Below are 19827 nucleotides of genomic sequence, written 5' to 3' on the forward strand. Positions count from 1 at the left end.
TCAGCTGATTCGCTTCGCCGCATTGGGTAGCCGTTCGGTTTCCTTGCGTTGCGCTTGTGCGCCTGGCCGCAGGATTTGGCCAATGAAACAACAGCTCTGGCGCTTGCCGGAAACAGATCGAGAAAATGGGAGATATTTATGATCAGTGCTGCCTTGGAACCACAACAAGTCCGTTCTCAACTACCGCCCGCGGCCGAATCGCCAACGGCACCGGTGCTGGCCACCGGCGGCAAGGCACTGCTCCCCGTCGTTCGACAGAATCCCAACCGCAAGAAAGTATTGTTCGTCACCTCGGAAATCGCCGACCTGGTAAAGACCGGCGGCCTGGGCGATGTCTCCTCCGCACTGCCTCGGGCCATGGCCGGGCTGCATGATGTCCGGGTGCTGATCCCCGGTTATCCGCAAGTGATGAACAGCGGCAATCCGATCCACATCATCGGCGAACTGGGCGGCCACGCAGCGCTGCCGCCCTGCAAGATCGGGCGCATGGACATGGCCGACGGCCTGGTGATCTACGTCCTGATCTGCCCGGAACTCTTTGCCCGCGAAGGCTCCCCCTACGGTGCCAACAACGGTCGCGACTGGCCCGACAACCACATTCGCTTCGCCCGCCTGGGCCTGGCCGCGGCCGACATCGCCGCCAACCTTGCGCAGATCCACTGGTGCCCGGACCTGGTCCATGCCCACGACTGGCCAGCCGGGTTGGCGCCGGCCTATATGCACTGGCGCGGGCAACGCACCCCGACCCTGTTTACCATTCACAACCTGGCGTACCAGGGCGTCGTCAGCCTGGCCTCCTGCCCGGAGCTGGGCATCCCCGAACACGCCCTGCAACAGGAAGGCATGGAGTTCTACGGCAAACTGTCGTTTCTCAAAGCCGGGATGGCTTACTCCAGCCATATCACCACCGTCAGTGCCACCTACGCCCAGGAGATCACCACCCCGGCGTTTGGTTGCGGGCTCGACGGTTTCCTCGCGGCCAAGACCCAGCAAGGCTTGCTCAGCGGCATCCCCAACGGCATCGATGAAAGCTGGGATGCAGCCACCGACACGCACCTGTTCCGTCAGTTCGCCATGGGCGACTGGGAAGGCAAGGCGGTCAACGCGTCCCATGTGCGTGAGCTGTTTGGTCTCGACGACTCCACTGGCCCGCTGTTCGCCGTGGTTTCGCGCCTGGTCTACCAGAAAGGCCTGGACCTGACTGAAGCGGTCGCCGAGTTCATCGTCGAGTCTGGCGGCCAGATCGCCATCATCGGCCGTGGCGAACCGGAGGAAGAACAGGCCATGCGTGAACTGGCACTGCGCTTCCCCGGACGCATCGGTGTGCGTATCGGCTTCAACGAAACCGACGCGCGGCGGATGTTCGCCGGCAGCGACTTCCTGCTGATGCCGTCGCGCTACGAGCCCTGCGGCTTGAGCCAGATGTACGCCCAGCGCTTCGGCTCGCTGCCGGTGGCGCGCAATACCGGAGGGTTGGCGGACACCATCGAAGATGGCATCACCGGCTTCCTGTTCGATGAGTCCACCGTGGAAAGCTACAAACAGGCCTTGAGCCGGGCCTTCAAAGTCTTCGAGTTCCCCGACCTGCTCAACGCCATGCGCTGCCGGGCCATGTCGGCGCCGTTCAACTGGTGCAAGGCCGTGGAACCCTATGCCGAACTCTACGAACAGCTGGTGGCTAAGTCACTGGGAAAATCGGCCAGACAATGAGGTAACAATGACGTCAAGGACGCCTGAGACATGGACCCACGGGGCGGTCATGCTGGATGACGAGCACACCCGCTTCGCCCTCTGGGCCCCGGATGCATTTTTTGTCAGTGTCGAGCTCGACACTGGAGATTCAATACCGCTACTGCCCCAAGCCGACGGCTGGTTCATGATCCAGACCCGTTGCCCCGCCGGCACCCGCTACCGCTACAACATCGATGGCGAGCTGGAGGTGCCGGACCCGGCCTCTCGCGCCCAGGCCGGCGACATTGACCGCCACAGCGTGGTGGTCGACCCGCATGCCTACCCATGGCGACACACCCAATGGTCCGGTCGCCCCTGGCACGAAGCCGTAATCTACGAGTTGCACGTGGGTGCCCTGGGTGGTTTCGACGGCGTCGAACTACATCTGGCACACCTGGCCGGATTGGGTATCACCGCCATCGAGCTGATGCCATTGGCGCAGTTTCCCGGTGATCGCAACTGGGGCTACGATGGCGTCCTGCCCTACGCCCCCCAGGCTTCCTACGGGACGCCCGAACAGCTCAAGCATCTGATCGACAGTGCCCACGGTCATGGGCTCTGCGTCATCCTCGATGTGGTCTACAACCACTTCGGCCCCGATGGCAACTACCTGCACCGCTATGCCAAGGGCTTCTTCCGTGAAGACAAGCACACGCCCTGGGGCGCGGCGATTGATTTCCGGCGCCGCGAAGTGCGGGACTTCTTCATCGACAATGCACTCATGTGGCTGCTGGAGTACCGTTTCGACGGCCTGCGCCTGGACGCGGTACACGCCATTGAGGACCCGGACTTTCTCCAGGAACTGGCGACCAGGGTGCGTGAGCAGGTGGACCCGATCCGGCATGTCTGGCTGACCGTGGAAAACGAACACAACCAGGCCCACCTGCTGGAGCACGGCTACGACGCCCAGTGGAACGACGACGGGCACAATGCCTTGCACGTGCTGCTGACCGGTGAGACCGACGCCTACTACGCCGACTATGCCGAGCAGCCGACCGAACAACTGGCCCGTTGCCTGAGCCAGGGTTTCGTCTTCCAGGGCCATCTCAATCGCCATGGCGAAGCCCGGGGCGAGCCCAGCGGCCATCTGCCGCCGAGCGCGTTCGTGCTGTTCCTGCAGAACCATGACCAGATCGGCAACCGTGCCCTGGGCGAACGCCTGCATCAGCTCGCCGCGCCCCAGGCCCTGCAAGCAGCGACAGTCTTGTTGCTGTTATCACCGATGATCCCGCTGCTGTTCATGGGCGATGAGGTGGCGGCCGAACAACCGTTCCTGTTCTTTACCAGCCACCACGGCGAGCTGGCAGAGCTGGTGCGCGAAGGCCGACGCAACGAGTTCAAGGCCTTCAGTGCCTTTGCCGATCCGCAGAAGCGCGAACGAATTCCCGACCCCAACGCCGCCAGCACCTTCGAAGCTTCACGCCCAAGCCTGGAATCGCAAGGTCCGGAGCAGCAGGCCAACGAGGCGCTGTATCGGCAACTGCTGAAAATCCGCCGTGAAGAGATCGTCCCGCGCCTGCCCGGTGCCCAGGCCCTGGGCACCGATGTGCTGGGCCATGGCGCCATCAGCGCACGCTGGCGGTTGGGCGATGGCAGCGTGTTGCGCATCGATTTCAACCTCGGCGATCAGCCCGTCGAACACAACGCCCCGGAAGAGGCACGCATTCTTTTCGAACATCCGCAGCAGGTCATGGGTCTGTTGCAACAGGGCGTCCTTGCGCCCTACAGCGCGCTGGTCAGTCTGACGCAGGCGACAACCTTGCCCAACATCACTGGAGAGCGCCTATGAGCGACGCGCAACTGGAAATCCTCGCCAGCCGAGCGGGACTGGCGGTGGATTGGATCGATGCCAATGGCCGGGCCCAGAAAGTCTCGCCGGCCGTCTTGCGTTCGGTCCTCACCGGCCTGGGCCATCCAGCCGGCAGCGCCCAGGAAATCGACGCCAGCCTGCTGCAGTTGCAGGAAGCTCAACAGAACCATCAATTGCCACCGCTGATCACCGCCGACGTCGGGGTCAGCCTGGACTTGAGCCGCTACTTCGAGGCCGGGACACCCTGCGAAATCAAACTCGAAGATGGCGCGACACTGAACCTGAACCTCGATGCCGATGCCAAGCTGCCGGGGATGGTCCCGGTGGGTTATCAGCACATCAGCATCCAGGACCAGCATTTCACCCTGGCCGTCGCGCCGGCCCGTTGCTACAGCGTGGCCGATGCGGTGGACGACCCTACGCCACGGGCCTGGGGCCTGAGCGCGCAACTGTATGCCCTGCGCCGCCCGGTGACGGTGGCTTCGGTGACACCCAGGCTTTGGAGGAGCTGGCGCGGGTGGCCGGCGAGCGCGGCGCCGAGGCCGTTGCCATCAGCCCGATGCACGCGATGTTCAGCAGCGACACCGGGCGCTACAGCCCCTACTCACCGTCGAGCCGACTGTTTTTCAACAGCCTGTACGCCGCGCCGGGAACCATCCTCGGTGAACGCGCGCTGCGCACCGCCATCGACGCCACCGGCCTGACCAATCAACTGCGCACCCTGGAGGAGCAACCGCTGATCGACTGGCCGGTCGCTGCCCAGGCCAAGCAGAAGATCCTGCGGGCCCTGTACGACGGCTTCAGCCTGGGTGAGCATCCGCTGCATGAAGACTTCAGCAGCTTCCGCCACACCAGCGGCGAAGCCCTGGAAAATCATTGCCGCTTCGAGGCCTTGCAGGCCGAACGCGCCGCCCGGGGTGAAAGCCTCGACTGGCGCCACTGGCCGGAAGAATGGCGCGACCCGCGCAGCCCCGCCCTGGCCCATTTCGCCGAGGAAAATGCCGATGAGATCGGCTTCTACGCTTTTTGCCAATGGTTGATCGCCCGCTGCCTGGAGCGCGCCCAGAGCGCAGCCAGATCCAGCGGCATGGGCATCGGTCTGATCGCCGACCTGGCGGTGGGTGCCGATGGCGGTGGCAGCCAGGCCTGGAGCCGGCAGGACGAACTGCTCGCCTCGCTGACCGTGGGCGCCCCGCCGGACATTCTCAACCGCTCCGGCCAAGGCTGGGGGATCTCGGCATTTTCCCCGGAAGGCCTGGTGCGCAACGGCTTTCGCGCCTTCATTGAAATGCTGCGGGCCAACTTCGCCCACGCCGGTGGCTTGCGCATCGACCATGTCATGGGCTTGCAACGGCTCTGGGTAATCCCTAACGACGCCCCACCTTGCGATGGCGCCTACCTGTATTACCCGGTAGACGACCTGCTGCGCCTATTGGCGCTCGAATCCCATCGGCACCAGGCCATCGTGCTCGGCGAAGACCTCGGTACCGTGCCCGACGGCCTGCGGGACAAACTCATTGCCCGCTCGATCCTGGGCATGCGCGTGCTGTTGTTCGAACAGGACAACACCCACTTCAAGCCCATTCTCGACTGGCCGGACAATGCCCTGGCCACCACCAGCACCCATGACTTGCCGACGCTCAATGGCTGGTGGCACGGTCACGACATCGACTGGAACGCCCGGCTGGACCTGATCGATTCCCATACCGAAATGGACTGGCGCAAACACCGCGAGCGCGAACGCGAAGGCCTGCGCCACGTGCTGAACCAGGACCCGCAGAACTTTCGCGAAGAACACCGCGAGACCGACCAGGTGCTCGACGCCAGCGTGCGCTTTCTCGGTCACACCCGCGCACCGCTGGTGTTGTTGCCGCTCGAAGACGCCCTGGGCATCGAGGAACAGGCCAACCTGCCGGGCACCATCGACACCCACCCCAATTGGCGCCGCCGCCTGGCCGGGCAAAGCCAGGCGTTGCTGGATCACCCGGACGCTGCCCGGCGTCTGGAAATACTCGCCTGTGCGAGACTTCAGGCGAACGAGCGTGACCGATGAAACAGACGTTGATCCAACCCCTGCGGGCAACATTGCGCCTGCAGTTTCATAAAGGCTTCACCCTGGACGATGCCATCCCCCAGGTGCCGTACTTCGCCTCGCTGGGCATCAGCCACATTTATGCCTCGCCGCTGCTCAAGGCCCGGGCCGGGTCCATGCACGGCTACGATGTCGTCGACCCCACCCTGGTCAACCCCGAACTGGGCGGCGAAGTCGCGCTCAAGCGCCTGGTCGCGACCTTGCGCGAGCATCGGATGGGCTTGATCCTCGACATCGTGTCCAATCACATGGCCGTCGGCGGCAATGACAACCCCTGGTGGCTGGACTTGCTGGAATGGGGGCGCCTGAGCCCCTACGGTGAGTTCTTCGACATCCAGTGGCACTCCCCCGACCCACTGATGGAAGGCCAATTGCTGCTGCCGTTCCTCGGCAGCGACTACGGCGTGGCGTTGCAGGAAGGCACCTTGCAACTGCACTTCGATGCCAGCCAAGGCAGCTTCTACGTCGAGCACTACGAACACCGCTTCCCGATTTGCCCGATGCACTACGGCGAACTGCTCAAACCCACCGAAACCTTGCCTGCCGAGCAAACCGAATCGCTCAAGACCCTGGCCGAGCGCTTTACCACGCTGAATTACCAGACCGATGCCCATACCCTCGCCCGCCCGCTGCAGAAAGAGTTGCAGGACCTGGCAGCACAAGCGGACATCCTCACCGCCATCCAGAACAACCTGGCTGGCTACGACTCTACCCAACCCGAAGGCTTCGAACGCCTGCATCAATTACTCGAGCGCCAGAGTTACCGCCTCGCCAGCTGGCGCACGGCGGCGGACGACATCAACTGGCGGCGCTTTTTCGATGTCAACGAACTGGGTGGGCTGCGGGTCGAGCGTCCGGCGGTCTTCGAGGCGACCCATGCCAAGATTTTCCAATTGATCGGCGAAGGCCTGGTGGACGGTTTGCGGATCGATCACATCGACGGCCTTGCCGACCCTCGCGGTTACTGCCGCAAATTGCGCAGACGCGTCGATTCACTGTCGCCGACCCGACACCTGCCGATTTTCGTCGAGAAGATCCTTGGTGATGGCGAGACCTTGCGGCGGGACTGGAACATCGACGGCAGCACCGGTTACGAATTCATGAACCAGGTCTCGCTGCTCCAGCATGACCCGGCCGGTGCCGCCCCCCTCGCCGAATTCTGGAGCCGGCACAGCGAGCGGCCAGCGCACTTCATCGAAGAAGCCCGCCTGGCCCGCCAGCAGATTCTCAACGGATCCCTGGCCGGAGACTTCGAAAGCGTCGCCCAGGCCCTGCTGCAAGTGGCCCGGGACGACGTGATGACCCGCGACCTGACCCTGGGCGCGATTCGGCGAGCCTTGCAGGAACTGATCGTGCATTTCCCGGTGTATCGCACCTACATCACGCCCCTGGGGCGCTCGGCCGAAGACGAGGTGTTTTTCAACCAGGCCCTGGAAGGCGCCCGGCAAACCCTCAGCGAAGCCGACTGGCCGGTGCTCGACTGCCTGGCCGGCTGGCTCGGTGGGATGCCCTGGCGGCAACGTCCGTGCGGCAACCAGCGTAAACGCCTGCGCCATGCCTGCGTGCGCTTCCAGCAACTGACCTCGCCGGCCGCCGCCAAAGCGGTGGAGGACACCGCGCTCTATCGCTCGGCGGTGCTGTTGTCACGCAATGACGTGGGCTATGACACCGAGCGCTTCAGCGCCCCGCCTCAGGTGTTCCACCACGCCTGCCTCGAGCGGCTCGAGCATTTTCCCGACAACCTGATCACCACCGCCACCCACGACCACAAGCGCGGCGAAGACACCCGCGCCAGGCTGGCGGTGCTCAGCGAACGCGCCGATTGGTACATTGCCTGCGTGGAGCAATGGCGCATCCTCTCGCCTTCGCTGCACAGTGACCCGGCGGCGCCCTCGGCCGGTGATGAACTGATTCTGTACCAGGCACTGCTCGGCAGTTGGCCGCTGGACCTCGACCTCCAGGACCACAAGGCCCTGGCCGAGTACAACGAGCGCCTGTGGCAATGGCAACGCAAGGCCCTGCGCGAAGCCAAGCTGCAAAGCAGCTGGGCGGCGGTCAACGACGCCTATGAGCAAGCCACCCAGATGTTCCTCGAACGGCTACTGCTGGGAAATGAGGGGTTGCCCTTGCGCAGCGCCATCGCCGAGGCGGTCCAGGCCATCGCCCCGGCGGGCGCCCTCAACAGTCTGGCGCAAACTTTGCTGCGCATGACCGTACCCGGCGTACCGGACCTGTACCAAGGCAACGAGTTCTGGGATTTCAGCCTGGTGGATCCGGATAACCGTCGTCCGGTGGATTTCCAGGCACGCCGCGAGGCGTTAGGGGCCGACAGCACGCCAGCCGCGTTGATACGCGATTGGCGTGACGGCCGAGTCAAACAGGCATTGATCGCCAGGACACTGGCCGTGCGAGCCGAGTATCCGCAGCTATGGCGCCAGGGACGCTACCAGCCGCTGGAAGTGCTCGGCGAGCAAGCCGAAAGAGTATTGGCCTTCATGCGCGAAGACTCGCAACAACGGGCGATCATTGTTGTACCTGTCCATGCGGCGCCGTTGCTGGAAAACAGTGCCGTGCCGCTGGTGGCTGCGTCGGATTGGGGCGATACCCGTGTGTCGTTACCGTTCGCCGCCAAGGATGAAAAACTGAAGGGACTTTTTTCAAGCGCAACAGTCACACCCCAAGGGGAGCTGCTGATCAGCACCGCGCTGGGGAATTTCCCGGTCAATGTCTTTATCCAACCTTGAGTTGAATCAGGAGCACTGCGATGAGTACCGACGATAAACGCATTCGCGAATTCGCCTATCAGATCTGGGAGTCCGAGGGTAAGCCCGCCGGGCAGGAGAACCGCCACTGGGAGATGGCGCGCAAACTGGCCGAAGCCGAAGCGCTGGCGCCCAGCAAGCCACCCAAGGCGGCGAGCAAATCAGCGGCCAGCAAAACCGATGGCGCCAAGCCCGCTGCCGCCAAGAGCACCACGGCCAAGACAGCGGCAAAAACCACCACGCCCAAGGCCAAGCCTGCGGCCAAAGCGGCTGCGACCACCGCAGACAAGAAGCCGCGGGCCACACGCAAGCCGCCGGCGGTTTGATTCATCCTATCGGTCTCCTCGTCAGGTGGGAGCAACGCCTGCTCGCGAAACAGGTGCCTCGATTTCGGCAGGCGCGCATCGCTTCCTCGCGGGCAAGCCTTGCTCCCACAGAGAAGCAACTTTGTCCCACATAGCGGGGCGGTGCGACGTTTCGCTAAATCCCCTCGCCACAAGTGAAGGGTGGAGCCACCCACCCCAAGTGAACCGCATCGCTGAATCTGTCTGTCTTTTGCAGGAGCAACTATGACCCGTCCAAAAAAAAACACGCCGCCGCCCGTGATCGAGGCTTCGCGGATTCGTGAAGGGCTGCCTTTTCCACTGGGTGCAACCTGGGATGGCCTCGGGGTCAATTTCGCGCTGTTTTCAGCCAATGCCACCAAGGTCGAACTGTGCATCTTCGATGATGCCGGCGAAGTCGAACTCGAACGCATCGAGCTGCCGGAGTACACCGACGAGATTTACCACGGCTATCTGCCGGATGCCCACCCGGGCTTGATCTATGGCTACCGGGTCTACGGTGCATACGACCCGGCGAACGGCCACCGTTTCAACCCGAACAAGCTGCTGATCGACCCGTATGCCAAGCAACTGGTCGGCCAGTTGAAGTGGTCCGAAGCCCTCTTTGGCTACACCATCGGCCATCCCGATGGCGACCTCAGTTTCGATGAGCGCGACAGCGCCCCGTTCGTCCCCAAGTGCAAGGTCATCGATCCTGCGCACACCTGGGGTCACGACCATCGCGTCAGCGTCCCCTGGGACAAGACCATCCTGTATGAGACCCATGTGCGCGGCCTCACCATGCGTCACCCTTCGGTGCCCGAGAACCTGCGCGGTACGTTCGCCGGGCTGATGGTCGACGATGTGCTGGAGCATATCCGCAAGCTGGGTGTCTCGTCGGTGGAACTGCTGCCCATCCATGCCTTCGTCAATGACCAGCACTTGCTGCACAAAGGCATGACCAACTACTGGGGTTACAACAGCATCGCCTTCTTTGCCCCGGACCCACGCTACCTGGCCAGCGGCAAGATCGCCGAGTTCAAGGAGATGGTCGCCCACCTGCACGAGGCCAACCTGGAAGTCATCCTCGACGTGGTCTACAACCACACCGCCGAAGGCAACGAACAGGGCCCCACCCTGTCCATGCGCGGCATCGATAACGCCTCGTACTACCGGCTGATGCCCGACGACAAACGCTATTACATCAACGATTCCGGCACCGGTAATACCCTGGACCTGAGCCATCCTTGCGTGCTGCAAATGGTCACCGACTCCCTGCGCTATTGGGCCACGGAGATGCACGTCGACGGCTTCCGCTTCGACCTGGCGACCATTCTGGGCCGTTACCATGACGGCTTCGACGAGCGCCACAGCTTCCTCGTGGCCTGTCGCCAGGACCCGGTGCTGCGCCAGGTAAAAATGATCGCCGAGCCCTGGGACTGCGGCCCCGGGGGCTACCAGGTGGGACGCTTCCCGCCGGGCTGGGTCGAGTGGAACGACAAATTCCGCGACACGGTGCGGGCCTTCTGGAAGGGCGACGACGGCCAGCTTGCCGATTTCGCCAGCCGAATGACGGCCTCGGGCGAGATGTTCAACCAGCGTGGCCGGCGTCCGTACGCCTCGGTGAACTTCGTCACCGCCCATGACGGTTTCACCTTGCATGACCTGGTGTCGTACAACGACAAGCACAACGAGGCCAACGACGAGAACAACCAGGACGGCAGCAATAACAACCTGTCCTGGAACCATGGCGTCGAAGGGCCGACGGACGATCCAGAGATCAACGCGCTGCGTCATCGGCAGATGCGCAACTTCTTCGCCACCCTGCTGCTGGCCCAAGGCACGCCGATGATCGTCGCTGGCGACGAATTCGCCCGTACCCAGCACGGCAATAACAACGCCTATTGCCAGGACAGCGAGATCGGTTGGGTCAATTGGGACCTGAGCGAGGATGGCGCGGCGCTGCTCAAGTTCGTCAAGCGCCTGATCAAGTTGCGCCTGACCTATCCGATCCTGCGGCGCGGGCGGTTCCTGGTGGGTAACTACAACGAGGACATTGGCGTCAAGGACGTCACCTGGCTGGCCCCGGACGGCAGCGAAATGACCATTGAGCAATGGCAGGACAGCCATGGTCGCTGCCTCGGCATGCTGATGGACGGCCGCGCACAGGAGACCGGCATTCGACGCAAGGCCGGCGATGCGACGCTGCTGCTGGTGGTCAACGCCCACCATGACATCGTCAACTTCCGCTTGCCGGAAGTCCCCGAGGGCAGCTTCTGGACCTGCATGGTCGACACCAACCAGCCGACCGTTCGTGGACAAGAGCGCTTCGATTTCGATTCCGAATATTCCGTCACCGGGCGCTCGCTGCTGCTGTTCGAGCTGCAACGCGAAGAAGAGGAATGAAGTACCGTTTGTAAACAGCCAGAGAGACCGCAAGGACGCGGTTTTTTCGATGTACACAGCCCAGTTTGAAGAAAAAAATGCAGTTCAGACACACATCTCGCAAGACGAATCGACCGACATGGTCAATACTTCACATGCGGTAGTCTCCAGGATTCGGAGCGCTGTGAATCGCAGCCATACCCACGCGGGCGTCATCGGACAGTAGGCCCGGTAGATGGCTGGAAGGTTGAACACACACAAGGACGTCTCTCATGAAGCCCGCCTCTCGCTTGCCCGGCCGACAGCATCCGCAAATCTGGAACAGTGCTGCGCAACTGGCCGATATCCCGATCATCAGTACCCAGACGCTCATTCCAGCCGGCGCCCGCGCCGTCGTCCTCTCCCCGCATCCGGGCGATGAGATCGGCGCCTGTGGCGGATTGCTGCAGTTGCTGAACAACCTGGATCAACCCATGTTGCTGATCTCGGTCTCCGATGGAGCCTTGGTCCACCCCGGTTCACCGTTGTGGACCGATGAGCGCCTGCGTACACACCGCCCTCACCCGCAGGAAAGCGTGGACGCCCTGCATCGCCTGGGCATAGCCGCCCATGGCCTGCAATGGGTGCGCGGCGGCTTCCCGGAAAAGGCCCTGGCCGAACACGAGGCCGAGCTCACCGACTTTATTGCGCGTCACCTGCGCCCCGGTGACGTGGTGTTCAGCACCTGGCGCCAGGATGGCGACAGCGACCACGAGACCGTCGGGCGCGCCGGTGCCCTGGCTGCCGACAGGATCGGGGTGGCGTTCAACGAACTGCCGGTATGGGCCTGGCACTGGCCGGTCCGCGAGCAAAATAAAATCCCCTGGCACCGGGCCCGCAAACTGCGCCTGGATGTCTGGACTACCGCCCGCAAGCGTCACGCCATGCATGCTTACGTCAGCCAACTCAACGGCGAGCCGGCGAGCGGCATCGCCCCGCTGGTGCCCAGGGTCATCCTGGATCGGATGGGCATGCCGTATGAGATTGTCTTCATCTGAACACGTGCCTGTGATGGCGGTGGTTCAGATACACCGCTATCGCGAGCAAGCTCGCTCCCACAGGAGATGTTGCATACCCCCGCAAATCCAATGTGGGAGCGAGCTTGCTCGCGAAAGCGATCGGCAAGGACATGAAAAATCCGGAACTGCCGACACCCCGGGTCAGTCGCATGAACAGGTACGTCTGATTCAGGAGCGAACGTGACTCAAGATCCCGATTGGCGGCCCGTCGAACCAATGCCATCGGAACTGCCTGCGGCGGTTCATCGGCTGCGGATCCTGACGGTCAATACCCATAAGGGTTTCACCGCCCTCAACCGTCGCTTCATCCTGCCCGAATTGCGCGAAGCGGTGCGCAGTACCGGTGCCGACCTGGTGTTCCTGCAAGAGGTTCTCGGCGAACATGACCGCCACGCGTCACGCTACGACAACTGGCCCCGGACCTCCCAGTACGAATTCCTCGCCGACAGCATGTGGAGCGACTTCGCCTACGGCCGCAATGCGGTCTACCCCGATGGCCACCATGGCAACGCCTTGCTCTCCAAATACCCGATCCGCCAGTTCCGCAATCTTGATGTGTCCATCACCGGCCCGGAGCGGCGCGGGTTATTGCACTGTGTGCTGGATGTGCCCGGGCACGTCGCTGTCCATGCGATCTGCGTGCACCTGAGCCTTTTGGAAAGCCATCGCCAATTACAGCTCAAACTGCTCTGCCAACTGCTCGATTCGCTGCCCGAGGATGCCCCGGTGATCATCGCCGGCGACTTCAACGATTGGCAACTACGTGGCAACCTCGCCCTCGCCCGTCGTGGTTATCTGCATGAAGCCTTCGAGCTCCACCACGGTCGCCCCGCCAGGACCTATCCGGCCCGCTTCCCACTGTTGCGCCTGGACCGTATTTACCTGCGCAACGCCAGCAGCCACGCCCCGCAAATCCTGGGCAACAAACCCTGGACGCACCTGAGCGACCACCTGCCGCTTTCGGTGGAAGTGCATTTGTAGGGTGGGTCTTTTCTGTTCGTTCTGCGCACGGACCTGTAAGTTCTGACAGTAGCGACGCTGGCTTTTCATTGCTAGGGTGCCATCCCATACAGCGAGCGTTGCCAGGCCCTGTGTGCCATCTGTCGTGCAACCGATGCTGAAACCGGCATTTGCGAAATGCCGATGCAGAGGGATAGCACATGATTCGGCACGATAAAGGATTCAATCGGCTGTTCAACGCCGTGTGGATATCAACCCCCTTCCTGTTACCCGTCCCGGCCGCCATGGCCGCTTGCACGCTGACGCCAACCGCAGGCGATGACGCTTATGTCTGCGACAGCGGCACCAGCCCCGGGCTGACGGACCTTTCGGGTAACAACAGCTTGACAATGCCCGCCAACGGCAGTGGTCTCATTAGCGGCGACGTCACATTCGGTACCGGCGTCGACCGCATCGTGATCAATGCCAACGGCGTGATTGACGGTGATGTCGAGCAAGGCTCGGCAGCCGACGATTTCGTCATGAATGGCGGCCGGATCTTGTCCCTGGCCCAGGGGGAAGGCCTCGATACGTTCCTGATGACCGGCGGGACCATCGTCGACGCGTTCGAAGATGGCGACATTGCGAAGATGACCGGCGGCACTATCGGCCGGGTCGACATGAAACTCGATGACAACGTCTTCGATATGTCCGGTGGAAATATCATCGGCAACCTGGTGACCGGTTTCGGCCAGGACACCATCATCCTCTCCGCAGGCCGCATCGGCGGCAATGTCAGTGTCAGCGGCGGCAATGACAGCATCACCGTCAGCGGTGGTGAGATTCTCGGCGAGGTCCGGGCCAGCGCGGGCGATGACCAGTTTCAGTGGAGCGGCGGACTCATTCATTCGGCCGTCCTGATGGGCGACGGTAGCGACACCGCGTTATTGAGCAACCTCGATGAAAGCCTGCTCGCCACTACACCCAGCGTGGACGGTGGGTTGGGCCAGGACGCGTTGACGTTCAGTGGCAGCACCTCCAGCACCGGCGCTCGCTACCTCAATTGGGAAACAGTCAACCTCACCCAAGGCTCGCGACTGGACCTTGACGACACCCTGACCTTGGGTGACAGCGCCACCGCCACCGGGACGCTCAACATAGACTCCGGCAGCACGCTAACGTCGACCCAAGGCGTCATTGCCCCTTTTACTGCCGGTCAGTTGACGACGCTCAACAACGCTGGCGTGGTGGACCTCGCACAGGGCAACACCCGCACCAACGATACCCTCACCGTCCAGGGCAACTACGTCGGCAACAACGGCCAGTTGCACCTGCAAACGGTACTTGGCGCCGACAACTCCCCCAGTGACAAGCTGGTGGTCAATGGCGGGACACTCACAGGCAGTACCGCCATTACGGTCACGAACCTGGGCGGCACGGGCGCACAGACGGCCCAGGATGGCATCGAAGTGGTCCAGGCCCAAGGCGGCGCGGTCAGTGATAGCGGCGCCTTTTCGTTGGCACAATCGGTCTCGGCCGGGGCATTCGATTACCGCTTGTTCAAGGGCGGCGTAACCGGCAATGAAAACAACTGGTACCTGCGTTCCACTGTGGTCGCCGGACCGATAGCGGCGCCCAGCCCGACGTTGCCCGTGCTGCCGGCTGCAATACCCGGCGCGGCGCCCATCCCTCTGTACCGGCCGGAAGTGCCGACCTGGTCGGTATTGCCCCCGGCGGCGGCACAACTGACCCTGATGGCCCTGGGCACGTTCCATGACCGCCAGGGCGACCAGCACCTGCTCACGGAAAACGGCGCGTTCGGCGCAGGTTGGGGCCGGGTCTATGGCAAGGACCTGGAACAAACCTGGGCCGGCACGGTGACGCCGCGGTTCGACGGGTCGATCAAGGGTTTCCAGGTGGGCAATGACCTGTACAGCTCGCCGCTGTCCAGTGGACAGACCCAACGCATCGGTTTCTTCGTCGGCCATACCGAATTGAACGGCGACGTCGATGGTTTCAACCTGGGTTTCAAAGGCCGACGCGCCGGCAAGATAGAACTCGACGGCGACAGCTACGGGCTCTACTGGACGCTCACCGATCCCTCTGGCGGCTACGTCGACGCCGTGGTGATGGGCACGCGACTGGACGGCGACAACCGCTCCGAACGCGGGCTGAAAATTGACAATCGCGGGCACGCCCTGACCCTGTCGGCGGAAGCCGGTTACCCCTTCGCGGTGGTCACCGACTGGGTCCTGGAACCCCAGGTGCAGATCATCCACCAGAAGGTCTCCCTGGACACGCAAGACGACGAGGTCTCAAAGGTAGAGTTCGACTCCGACAGTGCCTGGACCGGTCGCCTCGGCGCTCGCCTAAAGGGCCGCTACCAGGTCAGCGGCATGCCCGTGGAGCCATACCTGCGCGCCAACCTCTGGCACACGTTTTCCGGTACCGATACGGTGACGTTCGACGACACTGAACGGGTCAAGACCCAACAACGCGCGTCCACTGGCGACCTGGGCGTAGGCGTCATCGTGAGCCTGGCGCCCACGGTCAGCGTGTACGCCGGAGCGGACTACAGCGCCAACCTCGACAGCAGCCAGCAACGCAGTGTGGCGGGCAATCTCGGTGTACGGGTCAGTTGGTAGCCAGCCTCTGCGACGATGATTTGACGCCCAAACGCAGACCTTAATAAGCATTTTAAATCAGTGTCTTATTGCCTCTGATTTCATCTTGCCATTCATCGTTCATTTTCTTGACGCAGCGCCATCGGTCTTCTTGACTACACCGTACTACCCCCGGAAATACAGTCAGGGGCAGGCCTCTGGAACCCGCCAAGACGGGCCGCCAGAGGCTTGCCTCAATCCATTCGGTCGCCCCTCATTCGGGGTAGGAGAGACGCCAAAAAGCGAGAAATGCATGCGATTGCAAGGCAGACCCCCATGAAAACTTCCCTCCGTCCGCAAGAGATCTCCATCACCTTCCACACCCTTTCTACTTCGTTGTTGCTGCTTTCCTCCATGGAGGTACAGGCCTGGCCTGACGAAGAAACAACACAGCCCTGGTATGGCCGAGCCCAGTCCAGCAACCGCAATACCGCAACCATCGGCAGCGACCCCGCCTCCGACAAGAGCTCTGCCCTGTTCACATTGCGAAACGACAGCGGTCATACCCAGCGCATGGGCCTGATCAGCGGGCAAAACCAGATCATTTCAACGGGCAGTGGCCTGCTGGTGACGCCCGCGATGGCCGAACCGGGCAAAGACGCCCTGAACCTGAAAGGCTCGAGTCTCGGCGCCTATTGGAGCCTGACCAGCCCCGCAGGCTGGCACGTGGACCTGAGCGCCAGCGGCGGCCGGGTCAATGGCTACAGCCGCACCGAACAAGGCCAGCGCCAGGCCACCGAAGGCAATGCGGTGACGCTGTCCGTCGAAGGGGGCTTTGCGATTGGCATCGGGACCCACTGGGTCGTCGAACCCCAGGCCCAACTGATCAACCAACGCATCACCCTCGACACACCGAATGCCGAGAGCGGCACCGGCAATGAACTGAACAGCTGGAGCGGCCGCGTCGGTGCGCGACTCAAAGGCAATTACCGAGTCAACAGCCTCGGCATGGAGCCCTATGTGCGAACCAACTTGTGGCACACCGTCCAGAGCGCCGATACCTTGTCCCTGGATAAGGTCGACAAGATCAGCAGCAGCCGAAAATCCTCCACCGTCGAAGTCGGCCTGGGCCTGGTGGCACGGGTCACGCCGACGGTAAGCCTGTATGTCAGCGCCGACTACAGCAGTGACGTCGACGACAACGACCTCAACGGCATCATTACCAGCATGGGGGTGCGGATGCGCTGGTAATGCCAATTCTGTAATCGATAGCCCCGCGTGCAGGAACTGTGTAGGAGCTGTCGAGTGCAGCGAGGCTGCGATCTTTCCCCAAACGCTTGAGCCTCAAGCGAAAGATCAAAAGATCAAAAGATCGCAGCCTTCGGCAGCTCCTACATCAACACGGCGCAAGCAATCTGCCGCCACTTAAAAAACACCTCCATTAAGGCGTATAACGCTAAAAGCGATTCATACCTGCAAGCCGTCTGCCCCTGGCTCATTTCATTGATGGAGTAACGACATGACCACCGACCCCTTCCTCGCCAACCTTTTTCCCGACGCCGCCGACATCCCGGAGGCCTATCGCCTCGAAGGCCGGATCGAACAGCGCGAATACCTGGTCGACGGCGTCCTGGAAACCTGGCAAGGGCCGCTGGCCGTCGTCCGCAGCCCCGTTTACGTGACGGGTGAACTGGGCGATGAGCAAGTGATTCTCGGCAGCACGCCGCTGCTGGATGCCGAGACCGCCCTCACCGCCCTGGACGCTGCCGTGCGGGCTTACGATCGCGGCCAGGGCCAGTGGCCAACGATGCGCGTCGCCGAGCGCATCCGCCATGTGGAAACCTTCCTGGCGCGCATGCGCGAGCAACGTGAGGCCGTGGTCAAGTTGCTGATGTGGGAAATCGGCAAGAACCTCAAGGACTCCCAGAAGGAATTCGACCGCACCTGCGACTACATCGTCGACACCATCAACGCCCTCAAGGAGCTGGACCGGCGCTCCAGCCGTTTCGAGCTGGAACAGGACACCCTCGGACAGATCCGGCGCGTGCCCCTGGGCGTGGCCTTGTGCATGGGCCCCTACAACTACCCGCTGAACGAAACCTTCACCACGCTGATCCCGGCCTTGATCATGGGCAACACCGTGGTGTTCAAGCCGGCCAAGCTCGGCGTCCTGCTGGTACGGCCATTGCTCGAAGCCTTCCGCGACAGCTTCCCGGCAGGCGTGATCAACGTAATCTACGGCAGCGGCCGGGAAACTGTCAGCGCGCTGATGGCCAGCGGCAAGATCGACATCTTCGCCTTTATCGGCACCAACAAGGCGGCCAGTGACCTGAAGAAGCTTCACCCGCGGCCACACCGCTTGCGTGCCGCCCTGGGACTGGATGCGAAGAACCCTGGCCTGGTGCTGCCAGACGTCGACCTGGACAACGCAGTCAACGAGGCACTGACCGGCTCGCTGTCATTCAACGGCCAGCGCTGCACGGCGCTGAAAATCCTGTTTGTCCATGAGGATGTGGCGCCGGCGTTCATCGAGAAGTTCAACGCCAGGCTCGCCACCCTGAAACCCGGCATGCCCTGGGAGGACGGCGTGGCGCTGACGCCGTTGCCCGAAGCGAGCAAAGTCGATTACTTGCATTCGCTGGTCGCCGATGCGCTGGCCAAGGGTGCAGAAGTGAAGAACGCCCACGGCGGCGAATCGCGAAGCTCGTTTTTCTACCCGGCGGTGCTGTATCCGGTGAACACAGCGATGCGGGTCTACCATGAGGAACAGTTCGGCCCGGTCGTACCCATCGTGCCGTACCGCGACCTCAATACCGTAATCGACTACGTGCTGGAGTCCGACTTCGGCCAGCAGCTCAGCATTTTCGGCACCAACCCGGCACAAGTCGGCAAGCTGGTCGACACCTTCGCCAACCAGGTCGGACGCATCAACATCAACGCCCAGTGCCAACGGGGCCCGGACACGTTCCCGTTCAATGGCCGGAAGAATTCGGCCGAGGGCACCTTGTCGGTCCACGATGCGCTGCGCACCTTTTCCATCCGCACGCTGGTGGCAACCAAGTTCCAGGACAACAACAAGGCGTTGATCAGCGACATTATCCGTGAGCGGGATTCCAACTTCCTGACCACTGACTACATCTTCTGATCCACGCCCGAACGGTGGGCTACGACAGGGCTGGGCGCCGCGACTTGATGCCCCAGCCCTGTTGCATGCCGGCAGCCGCCAGCAGGATCGCCGCCACGCCCAACCATTGCAGCGGCTCCAGGCGATGGCCGAAGGCGAACCAGTCGACGAAGATCGCTGCGATGGGATAGATGAACGACAGCGCACCGGTCAATGCAGTCGGCAAACGTTGTATGGCGCTGTACAGCAACACGTACATCACGCCGGTGTGCACCACGCCCAGGATCAACAGACTGACCCAGGCCTGGGGTGTTGCGGCAATGCCGAGAAGTTCGCCCAGGGCGCCAGCAGCAACACGCCGGTGCTGACCTGGATCAGCGCGATCAGATGAGGTGGCGTGCCGGTCAGGCGCTTGATGATCAACGCCGCGATGGCGTACAGCAATGCGGCCCCCAGCGCCAAGGCAATGCCCAGCAGATAGTCGCCGCCACCCTGCCCTTGCTCACCATGGGCACTGACGATGGCCAGCATCCCGAGAAACGACACCGCCAGCCAGAACAGTTTCTGCGCGGTGATTTTTTCCCCCAGGAACAACGCCGCCAACCCCACCAACATGAACGGCTGGACGTTGTACACCGCCGTGCCGATGGCGATCGAGGCACGGGAATAGGAGGCAAACAGCAATACCCAGTTGCCGACGATCGCTACACCGCTGAGGACCGCCAGCAGGAACGTGGTACGGGTGAGGATGCCGGGGCGCAAAAAGCCGAAACCGGCGCAGATCAGCAGCAAGGTCACGGCGCCGAACACGCAGCGCCAGAACACCACATCCAGCACCGGCAGGCCGGAAACCAGCACGAACCAACCAATGGTTCCGGAGATCAGCATGGCGGCAGTCATTTCCAGCGAACCGCGGCGTAAGGTCTTGTCCATCTTCAGGCTCCTTCAGCAAGTGGGCACAGTATGCCGAGCCGACGGGGGGCTTCTCCATGGTTTGAAA

General features: G+C 62.5%; 10 protein-coding genes and 2 pseudogenes. 11 read left to right on the forward strand and 1 reads right to left on the reverse strand.

Annotated features, from left to right (window positions below):
• Positions 1 to 138 precede the first annotated feature (138 nt).
• From glgA to KI235_RS16280, 11 genes and pseudogenes are all read left to right on the forward strand, one after another.
• Entirely contained in the window at positions 139 to 1710 is a 1572-nt protein-coding gene (glgA, locus tag KI235_RS16230) for a glycogen synthase GlgA (protein WP_003202154.1), read from the forward strand.
• 7 nt (positions 1711 to 1717) lie between these two features.
• Positions 1718 to 3520, forward strand: a complete 1803-nt coding sequence (gene treZ / locus KI235_RS16235; protein ID WP_003202155.1) for a malto-oligosyltrehalose trehalohydrolase — start codon at positions 1718 to 1720, stop codon at positions 3518 to 3520.
• A pseudogene (malQ, locus tag KI235_RS16240) lies at positions 3517 to 5594 on the forward strand (4-alpha-glucanotransferase). Before treZ ends, malQ begins: the two are co-directional and overlap by 4 nt.
• Positions 5591 to 8377 (forward strand): malto-oligosyltrehalose synthase, encoded by a 2787-nt coding sequence (locus tag KI235_RS16245; RefSeq protein WP_212795158.1) that lies wholly within the window; start codon positions 5591 to 5593, stop codon positions 8375 to 8377. Before malQ ends, KI235_RS16245 begins: the two are co-directional and overlap by 4 nt.
• A gap of 20 nt (positions 8378 to 8397) precedes the next feature.
• A complete protein-coding gene (locus KI235_RS16250; protein WP_013693441.1) occupies positions 8398 to 8721 on the forward strand; it encodes a DUF2934 domain-containing protein in 324 nt (107 codons plus the stop codon).
• Between the two features lie 243 nt (positions 8722 to 8964).
• Positions 8965 to 11124 carry a glycogen debranching protein GlgX gene (gene glgX / locus KI235_RS16255; RefSeq protein WP_003202162.1) on the forward strand — a complete coding sequence of 720 codons (2160 nt, stop codon included), beginning with the start codon at positions 8965 to 8967 and terminating at the stop codon, positions 11122 to 11124.
• A gap of 251 nt (positions 11125 to 11375) precedes the next feature.
• Entirely contained in the window at positions 11376 to 12140 is a 765-nt protein-coding gene (locus tag KI235_RS16260; RefSeq protein ID WP_003202164.1) for a PIG-L family deacetylase, read from the forward strand.
• Between the two features lie 201 nt (positions 12141 to 12341).
• Positions 12342 to 13142 (forward strand): endonuclease/exonuclease/phosphatase family protein, encoded by an 801-nt coding sequence (locus tag KI235_RS16265; protein ID WP_212795159.1) that lies wholly within the window; start codon positions 12342 to 12344, stop codon positions 13140 to 13142.
• A 179-nt stretch (positions 13143 to 13321) separates the two neighbouring features.
• On the forward strand, positions 13322 to 15745 hold the full coding sequence (locus tag KI235_RS16270; protein WP_212795160.1) for an autotransporter outer membrane beta-barrel domain-containing protein: 2424 nt from the start codon (positions 13322 to 13324) through the stop codon (positions 15743 to 15745).
• A gap of 294 nt (positions 15746 to 16039) precedes the next feature.
• Complete coding sequence (locus KI235_RS16275) at positions 16040 to 16954, forward strand: autotransporter outer membrane beta-barrel domain-containing protein (protein ID WP_003202170.1); 915 nt, start codon at positions 16040 to 16042, stop codon at positions 16952 to 16954.
• A 268-nt stretch (positions 16955 to 17222) separates the two neighbouring features.
• Positions 17223 to 18848 (forward strand): NADP-dependent glyceraldehyde-3-phosphate dehydrogenase, encoded by a 1626-nt coding sequence (locus tag KI235_RS16280; RefSeq protein ID WP_003202172.1) that lies wholly within the window; start codon positions 17223 to 17225, stop codon positions 18846 to 18848.
• A 19-nt stretch (positions 18849 to 18867) separates the two neighbouring features.
• Here KI235_RS16280 and KI235_RS16285 read toward each other — a convergent pair.
• Positions 18868 to 19760, reverse strand: a pseudogene (locus tag KI235_RS16285) (DMT family transporter).
• Between the last annotated feature and the right edge of the window lie 67 nt (positions 19761 to 19827).

This window comes from Pseudomonas sp. St386 (assembly GCF_018325865.1).
GTDB classification, from domain to species: domain Bacteria; phylum Pseudomonadota; class Gammaproteobacteria; order Pseudomonadales; family Pseudomonadaceae; genus Aquipseudomonas; species Aquipseudomonas brassicacearum.

What these genes read in the sequence shown, in the direction of transcription:
- treZ (WP_003202155.1), top strand. Translation starts at nt 1,718, where the DNA reads ATGACGTCAAGGACGCCTGAGACATGGACCCACGGGGCGGTCATGCTG.
- KI235_RS16280 (WP_003202172.1), top strand. Translation starts at nt 17,223, where the DNA reads ATGACCACCGACCCCTTCCTCGCCAACCTTTTTCCCGACGCCGCCGAC.
- glgX (WP_003202162.1), top strand. Translation starts at nt 8,965, where the DNA reads ATGACCCGTCCAAAAAAAAACACGCCGCCGCCCGTGATCGAGGCTTCG.
- KI235_RS16275 (WP_003202170.1), top strand. Translation starts at nt 16,040, where the DNA reads ATGAAAACTTCCCTCCGTCCGCAAGAGATCTCCATCACCTTCCACACC.
- KI235_RS16250 (WP_013693441.1), top strand. Translation starts at nt 8,398, where the DNA reads ATGAGTACCGACGATAAACGCATTCGCGAATTCGCCTATCAGATCTGG.
- glgA (WP_003202154.1), top strand. Translation starts at nt 139, where the DNA reads ATGATCAGTGCTGCCTTGGAACCACAACAAGTCCGTTCTCAACTACCG.
- KI235_RS16270 (WP_212795160.1), top strand. Translation starts at nt 13,322, where the DNA reads ATGATTCGGCACGATAAAGGATTCAATCGGCTGTTCAACGCCGTGTGG.
- KI235_RS16245 (WP_212795158.1), top strand. Translation starts at nt 5,591, where the DNA reads ATGAAACAGACGTTGATCCAACCCCTGCGGGCAACATTGCGCCTGCAG.
- KI235_RS16260 (WP_003202164.1), top strand. Translation starts at nt 11,376, where the DNA reads ATGAAGCCCGCCTCTCGCTTGCCCGGCCGACAGCATCCGCAAATCTGG.